Below are 16,280 nucleotides of genomic sequence, written 5' to 3'. Positions count from 1 at the left end.
GGAGCCACCCACCATGGCTGATGTCGTCAGTGTTGACGAACCCGCCCCGGACGAGCCCACCCGCGTTGACGAACCCGCCCCGGACGAGCCCACCCGCGGTGACGAACCCGCCCGTTCCCTACCGACCGCACCCGGCCCGACCAGCGGCGCGGCCTCCTTCAACGCGGCCGCCCACCTCACCCTGGCCCGGGTCGAGGCCGGTGACGGCCACCGTACCGCCGTCCGGTTCCCGGGCGGCTCGCTCACCTACGCCGAGCTGACCGAGCGGGTCCGCGCGGTCGCGGGCGCGCTGCGGGCGGCCGGTGTCCGCCCCGAGCAGCGGGTGCTCATGGTCATGCCCGACGACATCGACCTGTTCACCGCGATCCTCGGCACGATGTGGGCCGGGGCGGTCGCCGTGCCCGGCTCCACGATGCTGACCGGGCGCGAGCTGGGCGTGCTGATCCGCGACTCCCGGGCGACCACGGTGATCGGCGACGAGGCGTTCGCCGACCGGCTCGCCGAGGCCACCGCCGGCGCGCCCGACCTGGAACGCGTCGTCCTCACCGGCGCCACCGCACCCACCGCGCCGTCCGGGGTCGACGCGCTCACCTGGGACGGGCTGCTCGCCGCCGGCGGGCCGATGCCCGAACCCGCCCCGACCTGGGACGAGTCGCAGGCGCTCTGGCTCTACACCTCGGGCACCACCGGCAAGCCCAAGGGCGCGATGCACCGGCACAGCGACATCCGGTTCGTCTGCGACACCTACGCCGCCCAGGTGCTCGGCATCCGCGCCGACGACGTCTGCCTGTCGGTGGCGAAGCTGTTCTTCGCCTACGGCATCGGGAACTCGATGTTCTTCCCGCTGTCGGCCGGCGCCTGCGCGGTGCTCGAGCCCGGCCGGCCGGACCCGGAGCGGTACTCCCGGCTCGCCGAGGAGCACGGCGCGACGCTGTTCTTCGCCGTGCCCAGCTTCTGGGGGCCGATGCTCGCCGCGGAGCTGCCCGCCGAGCGGTTCGCGACCGTGCGGCGCGGCGCCTCGGCGGGCGAGGCGCTGCCGGCCCGGATGTTCCACGGCGTGCGCGAGCGCTACGGCTTCGAGGTCCTCGACGGCATCGGCTCCACCGAGGCGCTGCACATCTTCGTGTCGAACCTGCCCGGGCAGGTCGTCCCGGGCAGCTCGGGCTTCCCGGTGCCCGGCTACGAGGTCCAGCTGCGCCGCCCGGACGGCACGGTGATCGACGAGGCCGGCGAGCAGGGCATGCTCTACGTCGCCGGGGACTCGATCTGCACCGGCTACTGGTGCCGCACCGAGGTCAACCGGATGGTCTTCCAGGGCCGCTGGATGCGCACCGGGGACCAGTACGTGCGCAACGCCGACGGCTCGTGGACCTGCCTGGGCCGCGCCGACGACGTGCTGAAGGTGGGCGGCATCTGGGTCTCCCCGGGCGAGGTGGAGACCCGCCTGCTGGAGCACACCGGCCTGGCCGAGGCGGTCGTCGTCGGGGTGCCCGACGCCGACGGGCTGGACAAGCCGGTCGCGTTCGTCGTCCCGCGGGACCCGACCGCCGCACCCTCGCCGGAGGAGCTGGTGGCGTTCTGCCGGGACGGGCTCGCCGCGTTCAAGCGGCCCCGCGTCGTCGTCACCGTCGAGGAGCTGCCGAAGACCCCGACCGGCAAGATCCAGCGCTACCGGCTGCGCGAGCACGCCTCCGCCCTGCCGGAGGTCGGCGGGCGCAGCGCGACACCGGAGGCGGTGTCCTGAGGGCGTGACGCCGGGAGGCGTGACCGGGCGCCCCGGGCCGCCGCGGGCACCCGGTCGTCCGGTGGCGGCCCGCCCTGCCCGGCGCTAGCGTGCCGGGATGGCGCTGGAACTCGAGACCGAGCGTCTGCGGGTGCGCGGCTGGCGGCCGGAGGACACCGAGGACGCGTTGGCCACCTACGGGGTCGCCGACGTCACCGGCTGGCTGACGCCCGAGACCGACCGGATCGGCGACGTGGACGCCATGCGCGCGGTCCTGGTCGCCTGGACCGAGGCCCAGCAGAACCTGGAGGCCCCGCGGGGCCGGTGGGCGATCGAGCGCCGCACCGACGGGGTGGTCGTCGGTGGCCTGGCCATCCGGCTGCTGCCGCCCTACGACCAGGACCTGGAGATCAGCTTCCAGCTGCGCCCGGACGCGTGGGGCCGCGGCTACGCCACCGAGGCCGCGTTCGCGCTGATCGGGTGGGCGCTGGGCCAGCCGGACGTCGAGGAGCTGTTCGCGGTGGCCCGCCCGGACAACGAGCCGGCGATCGCGACGGCCCGGCGGCTGGGCCTGGAGTGGGTCGGCGAGACCGACAAGTACTACGGCCGCACCCTGTGGGTCTACCGCATCCGGGCCGGTGACCTGGCCACCGACCCGCTGATCGCGCTCCCCGACCCGGACCGTCGCGGATGACCCCGGACCGGATCGCGTCCGCGGCACTGCGCGCGAAGGTGATGTCCGCCGAGGACGCGGCCGGGCTGATCCCGGTCGGCGCGAACGTCGCCATGAGCGGGTTCACCGGCGCCGGCTACCCGAAGGCGGTGCCCGGCGCGCTGGCCCGCCGGATGACGGCGGCGACCGCGGCCGGCGAGACGCTGCGAGTCAACGTGTGGACCGGAGCGTCGACCGCACCGGAGCTGGACGGCGCGCTCGCCGAGGCCGACGGGATCGAGCTGCGGCTGCCCTACCAGTCGGACCCGGTCACCCGGAAGAAGATCAACGCCGGGACGATGGAGTACCTCGACACCCACCTCTCGCACGTGGCCCAGATGGTGTGGATGGGCTTCCTCGGGGCGGTCGACATCGCCGTCGTCGAGGTCGCCGGGATCGACGCCGACGGCCGGCTGGTGCCGTCCTCGTCGGTGGGCAACAACAAGACCTGGATCGACCGGGCGGACCGGGTGATCCTCGAGGTGAACAGCTGGCAGTCCGAGGGCCTGCGCGGGATGCACGACGTCTACTACGGCACCGCGCTGCCCCCGGACCGCGTCCCGATCCCGATCACCGGCCCGGCCGACCGGATCGGGGTGCCGCACCTGGAGTGCCCGGCGGACAAGGTGATCGCGGTCGTGCCCACCGACGCCCCGGACCGCAACAGCGGGTTCGCGCCACCGGACACCGTGTCCCGCCGCATCGCCGGGCACGTGCTCGACTTCCTCACCGCCGAGGTGCGGCGCGGGCGGCTGCCCGACCGGCTGCTGCCGATCCAGTCCGGGGTGGGCAACATCGCCAACGCCGTCCTGGCGGGGCTCGCCGAGGGCCCCTTCGCGGGCCTGAGCGCCTACACCGAGGTGATCCAGGACGGCATGCTGGACCTGCTCGACTCGGGCACCCTGGCGACCGCCTCGGCGACGGCGCTGTCGTTCAGCCCGGGGACGGTGCAGCGGTTCAACGCCAGCGCGGCCGACTACCGCGACCGGATCGTGCTGCGCCCGCAGGAGATCAGCAACCACCCGGAGGTCGTGCGCCGGCTCGGGGTGATCGCGATGAACGGCATGATCGAGGCGGACGTCTACGGCAACGTCAACTCGACGCACCTGATGGGCAGCCGGATCCAGAACGGGATCGGCGGGTCGGGCGACTTCGCCCGCAACGGCTACCTCTCGATCTTCCTCTCCCCCTCGACCGCCAAGGACGGGGCGATCTCGGCGATCGTCCCGATGGTCTCGCACGTCGACCACACCGAGCACGACGTCGACATCGTCGTCACCGAGCAGGGCCTGGCCGACCTGCGCGGGCTCTCGCCCAAGCAGCGCGCCGAGCAGGTCATCGCGCACTGCGCGCACCCGGACTACCGGCCGGCGCTGCGCGACTACCACGAACGGGCGCTGGCGTCGGCGTACGGACGCCACACCCCGCACCTGCTGACCGAGGCGCTGTCCTGGCACGCACGCTTCGTCGAGACGGGCACCATGCGCCGGCCCTAGTGTCGCTTTTCGCGACGGTCCCTTGGCCGGAGCCGGTCGACAGGGTTCACTCGCAGGGGCACCTGTCACCCGACGGCGAGGAGGCCGGCGTGCACGCGTGGGAGTGGATCCCGGAGACCCCGGCGACCTGGGACACCCGGAAGGCCGGCGTGCTCGGCGTTCTGGATCCGGCACTGTTCGGCCTGGGCAGGCCCGAGTCCGGTGACGCGCTGGGCGACGAGTGGTGGCGCGTCGAGGACGGCGGCGGCCGGACCGTCGCCTACGGCCGGCTGGACGAGTCGTGGGGGGACGCGGAGATCCTCGTCCTGGTGCATCCGGAGGCCCGGCGGACCGGGGTCGGCTCGTTCGTGCTGTCCCGGCTGGAGGACGAGGCCGGGCAGCGCGGGCTGAGCTACATCTACAACGTGGTGCCGCACGCCCACCCGGACCCCGAGCAGGTCACCGACTGGCTGGCCACCCACGGGTTCGTCGGCAACGACGTCGGTGAGCTGCGCAAGCCGGTCCCCGCGGGAGTGGTGCACCACTCCCGCTGACCCCGGCACCGGACGGACACTCCACAATCTTCCGTCGTCGCGTCGTCGTGTTGTAGCCTTTGAGGCACCGCGACGACGCGAGGAGGCGCCCGTCCCATGACCGAGTCCGGCCCCACCACCGACGCCGGTTCCCCGGCGGTCGACTTCGACCGGGATCCCTCGACGTACCGGCACTGGCAACTGGAGATCGACTCCGAGAACCCGGCTGTCGCCTACGTCCGGCTCGACGTCGACGAGGAGGGTGGGCTCGTCGACGGCTACGAGCTGAAGATGAACAGCTACGACCTCGGCGTCGACATCGAGCTGTACGACATCACCCAGCGGCTGCGCTTCACCCACCCCGGCGTCCGGGCCGTCGTGCTGACCAGCGCGCGCGACCGGAACTTCTGCGCCGGCGCCAACATCCGGATGCTCGCCGGGTCCCCGCACCCGTGGAAGGTGAACTTCTGCAAGTTCACCAACGAGACCCGCAACGGCATCGAGGACGCGACCGAGCACTCCGGCCAGACCTGGGTCGCCGCGCTGAACGGCACCGCGGCCGGCGGCGGCTACGAGATGGCACTGGCCTGCGAGACGATCCTGCTGATCGACGACAACTCCTCGACCGTGGCGCTGCCCGAGGTCCCGCTGCTCGGGGTGCTGCCCGGTACCGGCGGGCTGACCCGGGTCACCGACAAGCGGCGCGTCCGCAAGGACCGGGCCGACGTGTTCGCCACCAAGTCCGAGGGGTTCGGCGGGAAGCAGGCCGTCGACTGGCGGCTCGTCGACGAGGTGATCCCCAAGCGCCGGTGGGACGAGACCGTGCGCGAGCGGGCCGCCGACGCGGCCCGCGCCTCCACCCGGCTCCCCGGCGGGGCCGGGATCGAGCTGCCGCCGCTGCAGCGCACCGAGACGGGCGAGGGCATCACCTACCCGCACGTGCGGGCGTCGTTCGACCGGGCCGCCGGCCTGGTCGAGATCACGATCGACGGCCCGGACGGCGGTGCCCCCTCCTCGATGGAGCAGGTGCACGAGCTCGGGGCGGACTTCTGGCCGCTGGCGGTGACCCGCGAGCTCGACGACCTGATCCTGCGGCTGCGCAGCAACGAGCTGGAGCTGGGCACCTGGGTGATCCGGACCCGCGGTGACGTCGGGAACGCGCTGGCCGTCGAGACGTTCCTCGAGGAGCACTCCTCGTCGGACTGGTTGGCGAGCGAGATCCGGCACTACGTCAAGCGCACCCTCAAGCGTCTCGACGTGACCTCGCGGTCGCTGATCGCGCTGATCGAGCCCGGCTCCTGCTTCGCCGGGGCGCTGCTGGAGCTGGCGCTGGCCTGCGACCGGCAGTACATGCTGGACGGTCCGTTCGACGACTCCACCGACGACACCGGCGACACGGACGACACCGACGGCACGGCCGGCTCCGGGCAGGAGGAGGCCCGGATCGTCCTGACGGCCGCGAACTTCGGGACGTTCCCGATGGGCAACGGCGTGACCCGGCTCGGCTCGCGGTTCCACGGCGACGACGACCACGTCGCCAAGCTCCGGCAGGAGGCCGGGCGGCGGATCGAGGCCCGCGAGGCCCTGGAGCTGGGCCTGGTCACCGACGCCCCGGACGACATCGACTGGGACGACGAGGTCCGGATCATGCTCGAGGAGCGGGCCTCGCTGTCACCGGACGCGCTGACCGGGATGGAGGCCAACCACCGGTTCGTCGGGCCGGAGACGATGGAGTCGCGGATCTTCTCGCGGCTCACCGCCTGGCAGAACTGGATCTTCGTGCGTCCGAACGCCTCCGGGCCGGAGGGCGCGCTGCGCAAGTACGGCACGGGCCGCAGGGCCGACTTCGACCGCCGCCGAGTCTGAGGGATGAGCAGCAGTGTCCATTGATTACTCCGAGAAGATCCCGAACAACGTCGACCTGGCCGGGGACCGGAAGCTGCAGCGTGCCCTGGAGTCGTGGCAGCCGAACTTCATCAACTGGTGGAAGACGATGGGCCCGGCCGTGCCGACCCAGGACGTCTACCTGCGCACCGCCGTCGACGTCGGCAAGGAGGGCTGGGCGCAGTTCGGTCACGTCGCGATGGAGGAGTACCGCTGGGGCGTGTTCCTGTCCGAGCGCGGCGACGACCGGCGGATCGCGTTCGGCGAGAACAAGGGCGAGCCGGTCTGGCAGCAGGTGCCGGGCGAGCACCGCGCGGACCTGCAGCGGCTGATCGTCATCCAGGGCGACACCGAGCCTGCCTCGGTGGAGCAGCAGCGCCGCCTCGGCGAGACCGCGCCGAGCCTCTACGACCTGCGCAACCTGTTCCAGGTCAACGTCGAGGAGGGCCGTCACCTCTGGGCGATGGTCTACCTGCTGCACGCCTACTTCGGGCGCAACGGCCGTGAGGAGGCCGAGGCGCTGCTGCAGCGCAACTCCGGTGACCTCGACTCGCCCCGGATCCTCGGCGCGTTCAACGAGGAGACCCCGGACTGGCTCTCCTTCTACATGTTCACCTACTTCACCGACCGGGACGGCAAGTACCAGCTCGGGACGCTGAAGGAGTCCGCCTTCGACCCGCTCTCGCGCACGTGCGAGTTCATGCTCAAGGAGGAGGCCCACCACATGTTCGTGGGCACCACCGGCATCGACCGGGTGATCCAGCGGACCTGCGAGCTGATGCGCGAGCACGACACCGCCGATATCGCCCCGCACGGCGGCGTGCCGCTGCACGTGATCCAGAAGTACATCAACTTCCACTACTCGGTCTCGCTCGACCTGTTCGGGTCCGAGCAGTCGACGAACGCGGCCAACTACTTCACTGCCGGCCTGAAGGGCCGCTGGCAGGAGGAGCGCCGCAGCGACGACCACCTGCTCACCGAGGACGGCTACGGCATGGAGCAGGTCCGCGACGGCTCGGTGATCACCGACGAGGTCCCCGCGCTACTGGCACTGAACCTGGACCTGCGCAACGAGTACGTGAAGGACTGCCAGTCCGGGGTGAAGCGGTGGAACCGGATCCTGGAGAAGAACGGGTTCGACGAGCGGGTGTACCTGCCGCACGTCGGGTTCAACCGCGACGTCGGGCTGTTCTCGACCCACCACATCACACCGAAGGGCGACCTGGTGGGTCCGGATGTGTGGGAGGCCCGCCGCGACGACTGGCTGCCCTCGGAGGCGGACCGGACGTTCGTGCAGAACCTGATGCGCCCGGTCTACGAGCCCGGCAAGATCGCCGGCTGGATCGCGCCGCCGTCGAACGGGATCAACGGCAAGCCGTTCGAGTACGAGTACGTCCACTTCGCCTGAGGTCACCGGGCTCCCGGGCCCCGGTACAGCAGCGCTGCCCCGGTGGCGACGACCAGCGTCGTCGCCACCCCGGGCAGGACGCCGTCGGGGGGCGGGCCGGACACGCAGACGGCCGCCTCCCCCACCACCGCGGCCGCGACGGCGAGGCTGCAGACCCGGCGCGAGGCCGGGCGTCCCGACGACGCCAGCAGGGCATGACCGACGATCAGCCCGCCGACGAGCGAGGTCACCGCGCCGGACGGGACCCCGGCGAGCACGCCGGTGAGCACCGTCGCGAACGCGGCCGTGGCCGGCGGGTCCCGGCGCGGTACCGGCTCGGTGGGTGCCCCGCCGAACCGGGCCCGTGCCTGCCCGAGCCGGTCCGGGGAGTACCGCCAGGCCGCCCACGGTGAGTGCGGCCGCGCGACCCGCGCGATCCCGGCCATCCCGAGCACGGAGATCACCGAGAGCGGAGCCGTCAGGGCGAGGATCCGCTTGCCCTTGAGCCAGTGGACGGTGCCGACGGTGGTGACCAGGGTCAGGAGCGCACCGACCGGCACCAGGACGTCGTCGAGCAGGGCCGGGCCACCGCTCAGCACGTGCTGCCGCCTCGCACCCGTCCAGCGTGCGGGGTGCGGGCCCGGTGCGCGCGTTCGCAGCACGGGGCCGGCTCCTGCCCGGGTCAGCCCGGGTCGGCCGTGGTCCCCTGCGCCGGGTCCGGTGGTGGCACGGCCGGGCACTGCACGTCGGACCCGTCACCGCCGGTCCGTTCCGGGAGCGCCCCGGTCAGCAGGTAGTCCGCCACCCGGTCGTCCACACACGACACACCGGACAGCGAGCCCGAGTGGGTGTGCCCGCCGACCCCCTCGATCAGCGACGACCCGGGGAAGGTCCGCCGGGCCTGCAGCGCCCCGTCGTAGGGCGTCGCGGCGTCGAAGGTCTCCGAGATGAGCAGCGGCCCGGTCGCCAGCTCGCCGGAGACGACCGGGGCCGGCCCCGGTTCCACCGGCCAGTCCAGGCAGGGCGCGTTGTACCAGGCGTTGCCCCAGGTCTCGAACGGTGCCTTCGCGTCGATCTCGGTGTTGTCCCGCTCCCAGCTCGCCCAGTCCCGCGGGAACGGTGCGTCGGTGCATTCGGTGGCGAGGTAGACCGCGTAGGTGTTGTCGTCGGTCGGCGACCCGGCCCGGTCGTAGGCGGCGGTGAGGGCGGCCGCGTCGTTCCGCGCGCCGGCGACGAAGGCCTCGGCGACCGAGGTGTACTCGCCGACGTTGTAGCCGGCCCGCAGGAAGATGTCGGTCCACTCCGCGGAGCCGATCTTCCCGCCCGCCGGGGCCGTCCGGAACTGCTCGTAGAGGTCGTAGAAGCGCTTCTCGACCGCCTCTCCGCTGGTGCCGAGGTGGTAGGTGGCGTCGTGCTCCGCGACCCAGTCGAAGAAGACGCCGATGTTGCGCTCGAACGCCACGTCCTGGTTCAGGTTCGCCCGGTACCACCAGTCCCGCGGGTCGACGACGCCGTCGAGCACCATCCGGTGCACCCGGTCCGGGAACATCGTCGCGTAGACCTGGCCGAGCAGCGTGCCGTAGGAGAAGCCGTAGTAGCTGATCCGCTCGGCGCCGAGCGCCCGGCGGATCAGGTCCATGTCGCGCACGGTGTCCTCGGTGCGCAGGTGCTCCAGCAGCTCGCCGCCTGCCGCGGCGCACGCGTCGGCGTAGGCCTTCGTCCGGGGCAGCCAGGCCGCCTCGGCACCGTTCTCCGGCCGGAAGTCCGGACGGGCGTAACCGCCGTAGTCCGGGCCGCAGCTCAGTGCCGGCTCGCTCGCCCCGACGCCGCGCGGGTCGAACCCGATCCAGTCGTAGGCCTCACCCGCGTCCTTCGGCACCGCACCGCCGAGGCGGCTCAGCCCGCGCCCGGATCCGCCGGGCCCGCCCGGGTTCACCAGGGCGACGCCCTGGTACTCGGCCTCCGGGACGGTGTGCCGGACCCGCGACAGCGCGAGGGTGATCGTCTCGCCGCCCGGGTCGGCGTGGTCGAGCGGCACGGCCAGCGTGCCGCACTCGGCACCCGCGGCGACCAGCGGCGCCTCGGCGCACGGCCCCCAGCTGATCGCCGGCGGCGCCGGGGCGGGCCCGGGTGCCGGTTGCGCGGCCGCGGGCGCCGCGGTCCCGACCGCGACCCCCAGCGCTGCGACGAACGTGACGATGGTCCTGCGCACGGGCCCCCTTCCGCGGGCGCACCGCCCGTCCCCCGACCGAGGCCGCAGACGTTGCCATCCGCAACACCGCGTCCACAATCACCACGCCGGGCGGGACCACGATCGGACGAACGACGCGGAGTGGCTCAGCCGCCGCCGCACGCGCCGCGCCCGCAGACGCACCCGGCGCACCCGCCGGTCGCGGGCAGCAGTGACTCCACCACGTCGGCGGCCTGCACGGCACCACCCGCCGCCCGGGCGATCGCCTGCTGCTCCGCGCAGCGCAGCCCGACCTCCTCCGAGGACGCGACCCGCAGCACCGCCTCGCGCAGCCGCTGCGCGGTCACCTCCCCGGCGGGCAGCTGCTCGCCCACGCCGAGCTCCGCGATCCGGGCCGCGTTGCCGAACTGGTCGACGGCCTGCGGCACCGCGACCATCGGGACGCCGTGCCAGAGCCCCTCCGCGCAACCGCCCATCCCGGCGTGCGTCACGAACGCCGACGCGTGCGCCAGCACCGCGAGCTGCGGCACCCACTCGCGGACCACGACGTCGTCCGGGACCTCGCCGAGGTCCTCGGCCGAGACGTACGGGCCGGTCGCCAGGACGGTCTGCCAGCCGGTGCCGTGCATGGCCTCGATGCAGTCCCGCCAGAACTCCGGACGGTCGGTGTAGGCCGAGCCCAGCGACACCAGCAGCAGCGGCCGCGACGGCTTCGGCCAGAGACCCTGGTGCGACCGGTCGCCGATCACCGGGCCGACGAACGTGTACCGCTCGCGGTCGACCTTCTCCAGGTTCGGCTGCATCGCCTCCGGGATCAGCACCACCGACCGGTCGGGCCGGTCGAGGAACTCGCGGTTGCCGACACCGGCCCCGACCTCGGCCAGCCAGGCGTCCATCTCGGCCCGCCAGGCCAGGCCCTCGGGCGTCTCCAGGTGTGCGAACGCCTCGGCCATGTCCTCCTCGAAGCCGTCCCAGGCGATCATGTGCGGGGCCAGCTCGACCCGGGGGATCCCCCGGACCCGCGACAGCGCGTGCCCCGCCCAGCCGCTGCCGTCGTAGCAGACCAGGTCGGGGTGCTCGTACTGGAGCGCGTCGGCGATCTGCGCGTACGCCGACCGCGCCTCGTCGGAGAACAGCCGCATCGCCTCCACGCCGCCGTCGGGCCACTGCTCGCCCTTCGCCGGGTCGGGCAGGTCGGTGCGGATCCGCAGCGGGGTGGCGCCGGTACCGGCCACGGCGTCGGCGAAGCGCTCCGGCACCGGGTAGGTGACCCGGTGGCCGCGGGCGACCAGCTCGGCGATCACCGGCAGGTTGGGGTGGATGTGGCCGTGCGCGGCCGTCGTGGACATCAGGATGTGGCTCATGGCACGGGAGATCCTCCCCCGCGCCGTCGCGGCCGCGCAGCCGGGTTTCCTTGACCCGGCCGCCAGGCCACAGCGATGATCGACACTCGTGGAGCTGCTGCCCGGCGTGCGGGGTCACGACGGCGCGACCGGGTGCGCCGCGTAATGGCCCGGCTGCGCTGCGACGTCGTCGCCGACTCCCTCGGGCTGGCCACGTCGATCACGGTCCTGCTGCCCCAGCCGTCGCGGACCCGGATCGGGGCCGGCGTGCGCGACCTCGACGCGCCGCCGCCGGTGCTCTACCTGCTGCACGGGCTCTCCGACGACGACACCGCCTGGACCCGCTACACCGCGATCGAGCGCTACGCCGACGAGCTGGGCCTGGCCGTGGTCATGCCGCAGGTGCACCGCAGCTTCTACACCGACCAGGCGCTGGGCGGGCGCTACCGGACCTGGATCGAGCAGGAGCTCCCGCAGCTGGTCCACCGGTTCTTCCGGGTGAGCGAGGACCCGGCTGCGACGTTCGTGGCCGGGCTGTCGATGGGCGGCTACGGCGCGCTGGGCTGGGCGTTGCGCGACCCGCAGCGGTTCGGCGCGGCGGCGTCACTGTCCGGGGTGCTCGACATCGGTGCGCTGGTGACGGGCCCGCCGCGGGCCGAGGACCCGCGGATCTGGGAGCGGATCTTCGGCGGTGACCCGGTGACCGGCACCGGGGCCGACCTGTTCGCGCTGGCCGACCGGGCGGCGGCCGATCACGGCACGGACCGGATCCCGCCGCTGTACGTCTGCGCCGGCGACGAGGACCCGCTGCACGACCAGTCGGCGCGGTTCGCCGGGCACGCCCGCGCGGCCGGGCTGGACGTCACCACCGGGTTCGGGCCCGGGGACCACGAGTGGGGGTACTGGGACGCGCGGATCCGCGACGTCCTGGACTGGCTGCCGCTGCCGCGCTGACCCGGCGGCCGGGATCAGGGCAGCTCGCGGACCAGATGGGCCCGCTCGGCCCCGCCGGCGTCGTACAGGACGAGATCGTCACCGCGGATCCCGGCGCGCCCGGCGTCGGAGACCCAGCGGGCGACCGGGACGTTCTCGCAGGCCATCAGGGTGCTGGGCCCCGCGGTGCCGGTGAAGGCACCGTCCGGGCCGAGCTCCCAGGTGCCGCGCTGCCCGTTGCAGCCGTCCGACCCGGTCCAGCCACCGTCGGCGGTGAAGTCGGCGAACGCCCGGCCCTGCGCGACCCCGTCGGCGGGGAACCAGCGGCCGAGCAGGTCCTGCGCGGTGGCCGGCCGCTCGCCGGAGGCCGCGCCGGCCCCGGGGGACGCCGAGGCGTCGGCGCAGCCCAGCAGGACCAGCACGGCGAGCACCGCCGGCACGAGCATCATCCGGTTCATCCCGCTACCTCCCCGTCCGGCCCCTCCGTCGGAGGTCCTGCCTATCGCGGTTCCACCCCGTTGTCACGCCGGTTCCGCGGCGCCGGGGGCGACGGCGGGCAGACGGACCAGCAGGCGGTCCCGGCCGGTCGCGGCACCGGCCCGCTCGATGCCCGGTCAGGGGGCACCGTCGCCCGGTGGTCGCGGCGACGGGAGCGCCGGGCCCGGCCGGGCGCTCACGGGCTCCGCCGGGAACGGGCCGCCGTGCGCGGCCAGGTCGATCCGCACGAACCGGACCGGCGGGAACACCAGTCCCGTCTGGTCGGCCTCCGGACGCAACGGATGCCGGTAGTGCGTGCGGACCCAGCTGCGGTTCCGCCAGTGCCCCTCGACCCGGACCACGGCCCACCTCCCGCGTTGGCACGTACCAGGGAATCACGGGCCACCGACAGCCACCGCCCCCGTGACCGTGCCCGGCCCGGTGCCCGGCCCGTCCGGTGCGACGGCGCCGTCGTCGGAGAGCAGCCGGTGCATGATGCGGAACAACCCGTCGGCCGCGGCCAGTTCGGTGTAGCTGCCCGACTGCACCACCCGCCCGCGGTCGAGCACGTGGATCCGGTCGGCGGAGCGCAGGGTGGACAGCCGGTGCGCGACGACGAGCACGGTGCGGCCCGCCGTCAGCCGTTCCAGCCCGGCCATCACCAGCGACTCGGAGACCGCGTCCAGCCCGGAGGTCGGTTCGTCGAGGACGACGACCGGGGTGTCGCGCACCAGCGCGCGGGCGATCGCGATCCGCTGGCGCTGCCCGCCGGACAGCGTCGACCCGCGCTCGGTGAGCACGGTGTCCCAGCCGCCGGGCAGCCGGTCGGCGAACTCGTCGACGTGCGCGGCCCGCCCGGCCGCGACCAGCTGCTCGCGGGTGGCGTAGGGAGCGCCGTAGCCGATGTTGTCCAGGATCGTGCCGGACAGCAGCGCCGGCTCCTGCGGGACGACCGACACCTGGTCACGCAGCGACTTCCCGGTGACGGTGCGGACGTCGTGGCCGTCGAGCAGCACGGCGCCGGCCTGGACGTCGTGCAGCCGCAGCACGAGCCCGCCGATCGTGGACTTCCCGGCCCCGGTGGGCCCGGCGAGCGCCACCGTCTCGCCGGGCCGGGCGAGGATCGAGACGTCGTGCAGCACGGGGTGCGCCGGGTCGTAGCCGAACCGGACCCCGCGCAGCTCCACCTGCCCGCGCAGCCGCGGCAGCGGGCGGGCCCCGGGCACGTCGGCCGTCCCCGGGACGGTGTCGAGCACCTCGCAGACCCGCTCCGCCGACGCCTGCCCCTTGCTGATCGTCGTCTGCAGCTTCGCGAGCTGCTTCACCGGCTGGTAGAGCCGCTCGTTGTAGGTCAGGAACAGCAGCAGCACACCCAGGTCCATCCGCCCGGCGAGCACCTGCAGCGAGCCGGCGAGCAGCACCACCGCGCGTCCGGCGTGGACCAGGGCGTCGACGACGGCGGGCAACCGCGCGGCGTGGTCCACCCGCGACAGCCCGGCGGCCATCCGCTCCCGACCGTGCCCGCGGAACCGCGACTCCGACCGGGCCTCGCCGGCGAACGTCTTGACCAGCCGGATCGCGCCGAGCGCCTCGACGGCGTGCGCGGCCACCCGGCCCTCGGCGGCGCGGGCGACCGAGGCCCAGGACTTGATGATCGTCCGGTAGTGCACGAGGACGGCGTAGAGCACCGGCCCCACTGCCAGCGACAGCAGCGCGAACACCGGGTCCAGCACCAGCGTCACGACGACGATCCCGGCCAGCAGCGTCGCGTTGGGCAGCAGCACCGACAGCACGGCGACGAGCAGGGTCTGCACGGTCGAGGTGTCCGCGGTGAGCCGGTTGCCGAGGTCACCGACGCGCCGGCCGTCGTGGTAGTCCAGCGGGAGCGCCTGCAGGTGGGCGAACAGCCGGTGCCGCAGGTCGGCCAGCACCCGCTCGCCCACCCCGGACAGGACGCGTTCGGCCCCGTAGGTCGCCGCGGCCCCGGCCGCCGCGGCCAGGCAGAGGCCGAGCGCACAAACGACGACCAGGCCGGCGCCGGTACCCACGAGCCGGGTGAGCGGCTCCAGGGCCCCGGGCACTCCCGCCCCGCCCAGCACCGAGTCCACGACGACGGCCAGCGGCCAGGGCAGCAGCAGCGTCAGCGCGGCCGCGAGCACGGTCAGCAGCCCACCCGCCGCCAGCCGCCGCCGGTGCGGTGCCAGCAGGTCGCGGAACCGCCACAGCACGGTGGTCATCAGGCCGCCCGTCCGGGCCCGGTGTGCTCGGCCGCGACCCCGGCCAGGACCGCGCGGTCGCGGGACCGGGCCGGCCACCGGGGCGCCTCGTCCAGCGGCACCCAGCGCACACCGTCCACCTCGGACGGATCCGGGCGGCCGTGCGCGGCGAGCGGGGTCATCAGCCAGTAGCGGACCTGCTTGGCCCGGCGGTTGCGGTCCCGGTAGCGGACGCCGGTGACCTCGGCGCCGGCCCGGCAGCGCAGCCCCGTCTCCTCCCGCACCTCGCGCAGAGCGGCGTCCACATCGGACTCGTCGGGTGCGACCGCCCCCTTCGGCAGGGACCAGTCGCCGTGCCGCGGCCGGTGCACGAGCAGCACCTCCGGGCCCGCCGGCCCGGGCCGCAGCAGCACGCCGCCGGCGGCCCGCTTGGCCGGGCCCGCGGTGTCGACGGGCAGGGCGTCGCGCGAGGCCGCCAGGGCGGCGAGCGGGCCGCGCAGGTCCGGCCGGTCGGCGCGGAGGAGCGCGTCGCGGGCGGGTCCGGGCGAGAGCGCTGCCGCCGGCTCCGCAGCGGCGTCGGCGAGCAGGACGGCCGCGGCCCGGTCCTGCAGGACCGCCGCCTCCCGGTCCACGGCGTGGAGCACGGCGGTGCTCTCGGGCGCAGTGCCCTCGAGCGCGCTGCCCTCGAGCGCGCTGCCCTCGAGCCCGGCGTCGAGGGTCAGCGCCAGCACGATCCGCAGCTCGGCCACCCGTCGGTGCACGGCGCCGGCGTCGCCCGGGTCGGTGTCGCGCACCAGCTTGCGGACGCGCCGGTGCAGCAGCGGCGGCAGCAGCACCGTCGCGGGCAGCGCGGGGTCCCCCAGGGACGCGCCGGCCCGCACCGCGAGCCGGCCCGCGGCGAGCGCAGCGAGGTCCGCGGCGAGCCCGGCGTCCGCGACCACGGGCGCCGCGCGGCGCCGGGCCCGCCGCAGCGCGGACCGCAGCACCCGCGCCTCCGGGTCGCCGGCAACCCCGTCGAGCAGCGCGATCCGCACGTCCAGGTCGTGCCGGGCGGCCAGCGCGCGGGCCGGGGCGTCGGTGGCCGCGCGGATACGCACCACCGTGTCCTTGTCCAGCAGCGGGCGCAGCGACCGGAGCTCGGTGCGCAGGGTGCCGAGTGCGTCGAGCGCGGCGGCGACCGACCCCGGGTCGCCACGGCCGGGGCCGGCGACCGCGCGCAGCCAGCAGGCCGCCGTGGCAGCGCTGCCGGCGAGCCGGGCGACGGCGAGCGGACCCGTCCCCGGCGGGACCGGGCGGGTCGCCCGCACGGGCGGCGTGCCCGATCCTGCGGTGGTCGCAGCGGTGGCCGTGATCGCGTTCTGCACGACCGTCACGGTGCGTGAATGCCCGGTAGGAGCGCGCTGTAT

The 16,280-nt window shown here is 74.4% G+C and carries 14 protein-coding genes; 7 read left to right on the top strand and 7 right to left on the bottom strand.

What is annotated here, in order from left to right:
* The first annotated feature begins 13 nt into the window (after positions 1-13).
* The 6 genes from BM093_RS09135 (at position 14) to boxB (ending at position 7,735) form a co-directional block, all read left to right on the top strand.
* Positions 14-1,744: a benzoate-CoA ligase family protein gene (locus BM093_RS09135; RefSeq protein WP_093340288.1), complete on the top strand. Its 1,731-nt coding sequence runs from the start codon at positions 14-16 to the stop codon at positions 1,742-1,744.
* A gap of 97 nt (positions 1,745-1,841) precedes the next feature.
* Positions 1,842-2,417, top strand: a complete 576-nt coding sequence (locus BM093_RS09130; protein WP_093340285.1) for a GNAT family N-acetyltransferase — start codon at positions 1,842-1,844, stop codon at positions 2,415-2,417.
* Positions 2,414-3,931: a succinyl-CoA:acetate CoA-transferase ScpC gene (gene scpC / locus BM093_RS09125; protein WP_093340282.1), complete on the top strand. Its 1,518-nt coding sequence runs from the start codon at positions 2,414-2,416 to the stop codon at positions 3,929-3,931. Before BM093_RS09130 ends, scpC begins: the two co-directional genes overlap by 4 nt.
* Before the next feature lie 89 nt (positions 3,932-4,020).
* Complete coding sequence (locus BM093_RS09120; protein ID WP_143105312.1) at positions 4,021-4,464, top strand: GNAT family N-acetyltransferase; 444 nt, start codon at positions 4,021-4,023, stop codon at positions 4,462-4,464.
* 96 nt (positions 4,465-4,560) lie between these two features.
* Positions 4,561-6,309: a 2,3-epoxybenzoyl-CoA dihydrolase gene (gene boxC, locus BM093_RS09115; RefSeq protein ID WP_093340277.1), complete on the top strand. Its 1,749-nt coding sequence runs from the start codon at positions 4,561-4,563 to the stop codon at positions 6,307-6,309.
* Between the two features lie 13 nt (positions 6,310-6,322).
* Complete coding sequence (boxB, locus tag BM093_RS09110; protein ID WP_093340275.1) at positions 6,323-7,735, top strand: benzoyl-CoA 2,3-epoxidase subunit BoxB; 1,413 nt, start codon at positions 6,323-6,325, stop codon at positions 7,733-7,735.
* A gap of 2 nt (positions 7,736-7,737) precedes the next feature.
* Here boxB and BM093_RS09105 read toward each other — a convergent pair whose 3' ends face one another.
* The 3 genes from BM093_RS09105 to BM093_RS09095 all read right to left on the bottom strand — a co-directional run bounded on the left by BM093_RS09105 (position 7,738) and on the right by BM093_RS09095 (position 11,269).
* On the bottom strand, positions 7,738-8,376 hold the full coding sequence (locus BM093_RS09105; protein ID WP_143105311.1) for a hypothetical protein: 639 nt from the start codon (positions 8,374-8,376) through the stop codon (positions 7,738-7,740).
* A gap of 20 nt (positions 8,377-8,396) precedes the next feature.
* A complete protein-coding gene (locus tag BM093_RS09100; protein ID WP_245773407.1) occupies positions 8,397-9,926 on the bottom strand; it encodes an alpha/beta hydrolase in 1,530 nt (509 codons plus the stop codon).
* A gap of 125 nt (positions 9,927-10,051) precedes the next feature.
* Positions 10,052-11,269 carry a macrolide family glycosyltransferase gene (locus BM093_RS09095; RefSeq protein WP_093340271.1) on the bottom strand — a complete coding sequence of 406 codons (1,218 nt, stop codon included), beginning with the start codon at positions 11,267-11,269 and terminating at the stop codon, positions 10,052-10,054.
* A 144-nt stretch (positions 11,270-11,413) separates the two neighbouring features.
* Here BM093_RS09095 and BM093_RS09090 point away from each other — a divergent pair, with 144 nt between their 5' ends.
* Positions 11,414-12,202, top strand: a complete 789-nt coding sequence (locus BM093_RS09090) for an alpha/beta hydrolase (protein WP_093340268.1) — start codon at positions 11,414-11,416, stop codon at positions 12,200-12,202.
* 14 nt (positions 12,203-12,216) lie between these two features.
* Here BM093_RS09090 and BM093_RS09085 read toward each other — a convergent pair whose 3' ends face one another.
* From BM093_RS09085 to BM093_RS09070, 4 genes are all read right to left on the bottom strand, one after another.
* The gene (locus tag BM093_RS09085; RefSeq protein ID WP_093340266.1) at positions 12,217-12,639 is read right to left on the bottom strand and encodes an META domain-containing protein; all 423 of its coding nucleotides are present in this window, start codon (positions 12,637-12,639) and stop codon (positions 12,217-12,219) included.
* A gap of 156 nt (positions 12,640-12,795) precedes the next feature.
* The gene (locus tag BM093_RS09080; RefSeq protein WP_093340264.1) at positions 12,796-13,020 is read right to left on the bottom strand and encodes a hypothetical protein; all 225 of its coding nucleotides are present in this window, start codon (positions 13,018-13,020) and stop codon (positions 12,796-12,798) included.
* A gap of 33 nt (positions 13,021-13,053) precedes the next feature.
* Positions 13,054-14,895: an ABC transporter ATP-binding protein gene (locus BM093_RS09075; RefSeq protein WP_143105310.1), complete on the bottom strand. Its 1,842-nt coding sequence runs from the start codon at positions 14,893-14,895 to the stop codon at positions 13,054-13,056.
* Entirely contained in the window at positions 14,895-16,238 is a 1,344-nt protein-coding gene (locus BM093_RS09070; protein ID WP_143105309.1) for an NUDIX hydrolase, read from the bottom strand. The genes BM093_RS09075 and BM093_RS09070 overlap by 1 nt, the downstream gene beginning before the upstream one ends.
* Positions 16,239-16,280: the final 42 nt, after the last annotated feature.

It is taken from the genome of Pseudonocardia ammonioxydans, from assembly GCF_900115005.1.
Taxonomy (GTDB): Bacteria; Actinomycetota; Actinomycetes; order Mycobacteriales; family Pseudonocardiaceae; genus Pseudonocardia; species Pseudonocardia ammonioxydans.
Note: the sequence above shows the minus strand (reverse complement) of the source record. Positions and strands in the feature narration are given on the sequence as shown.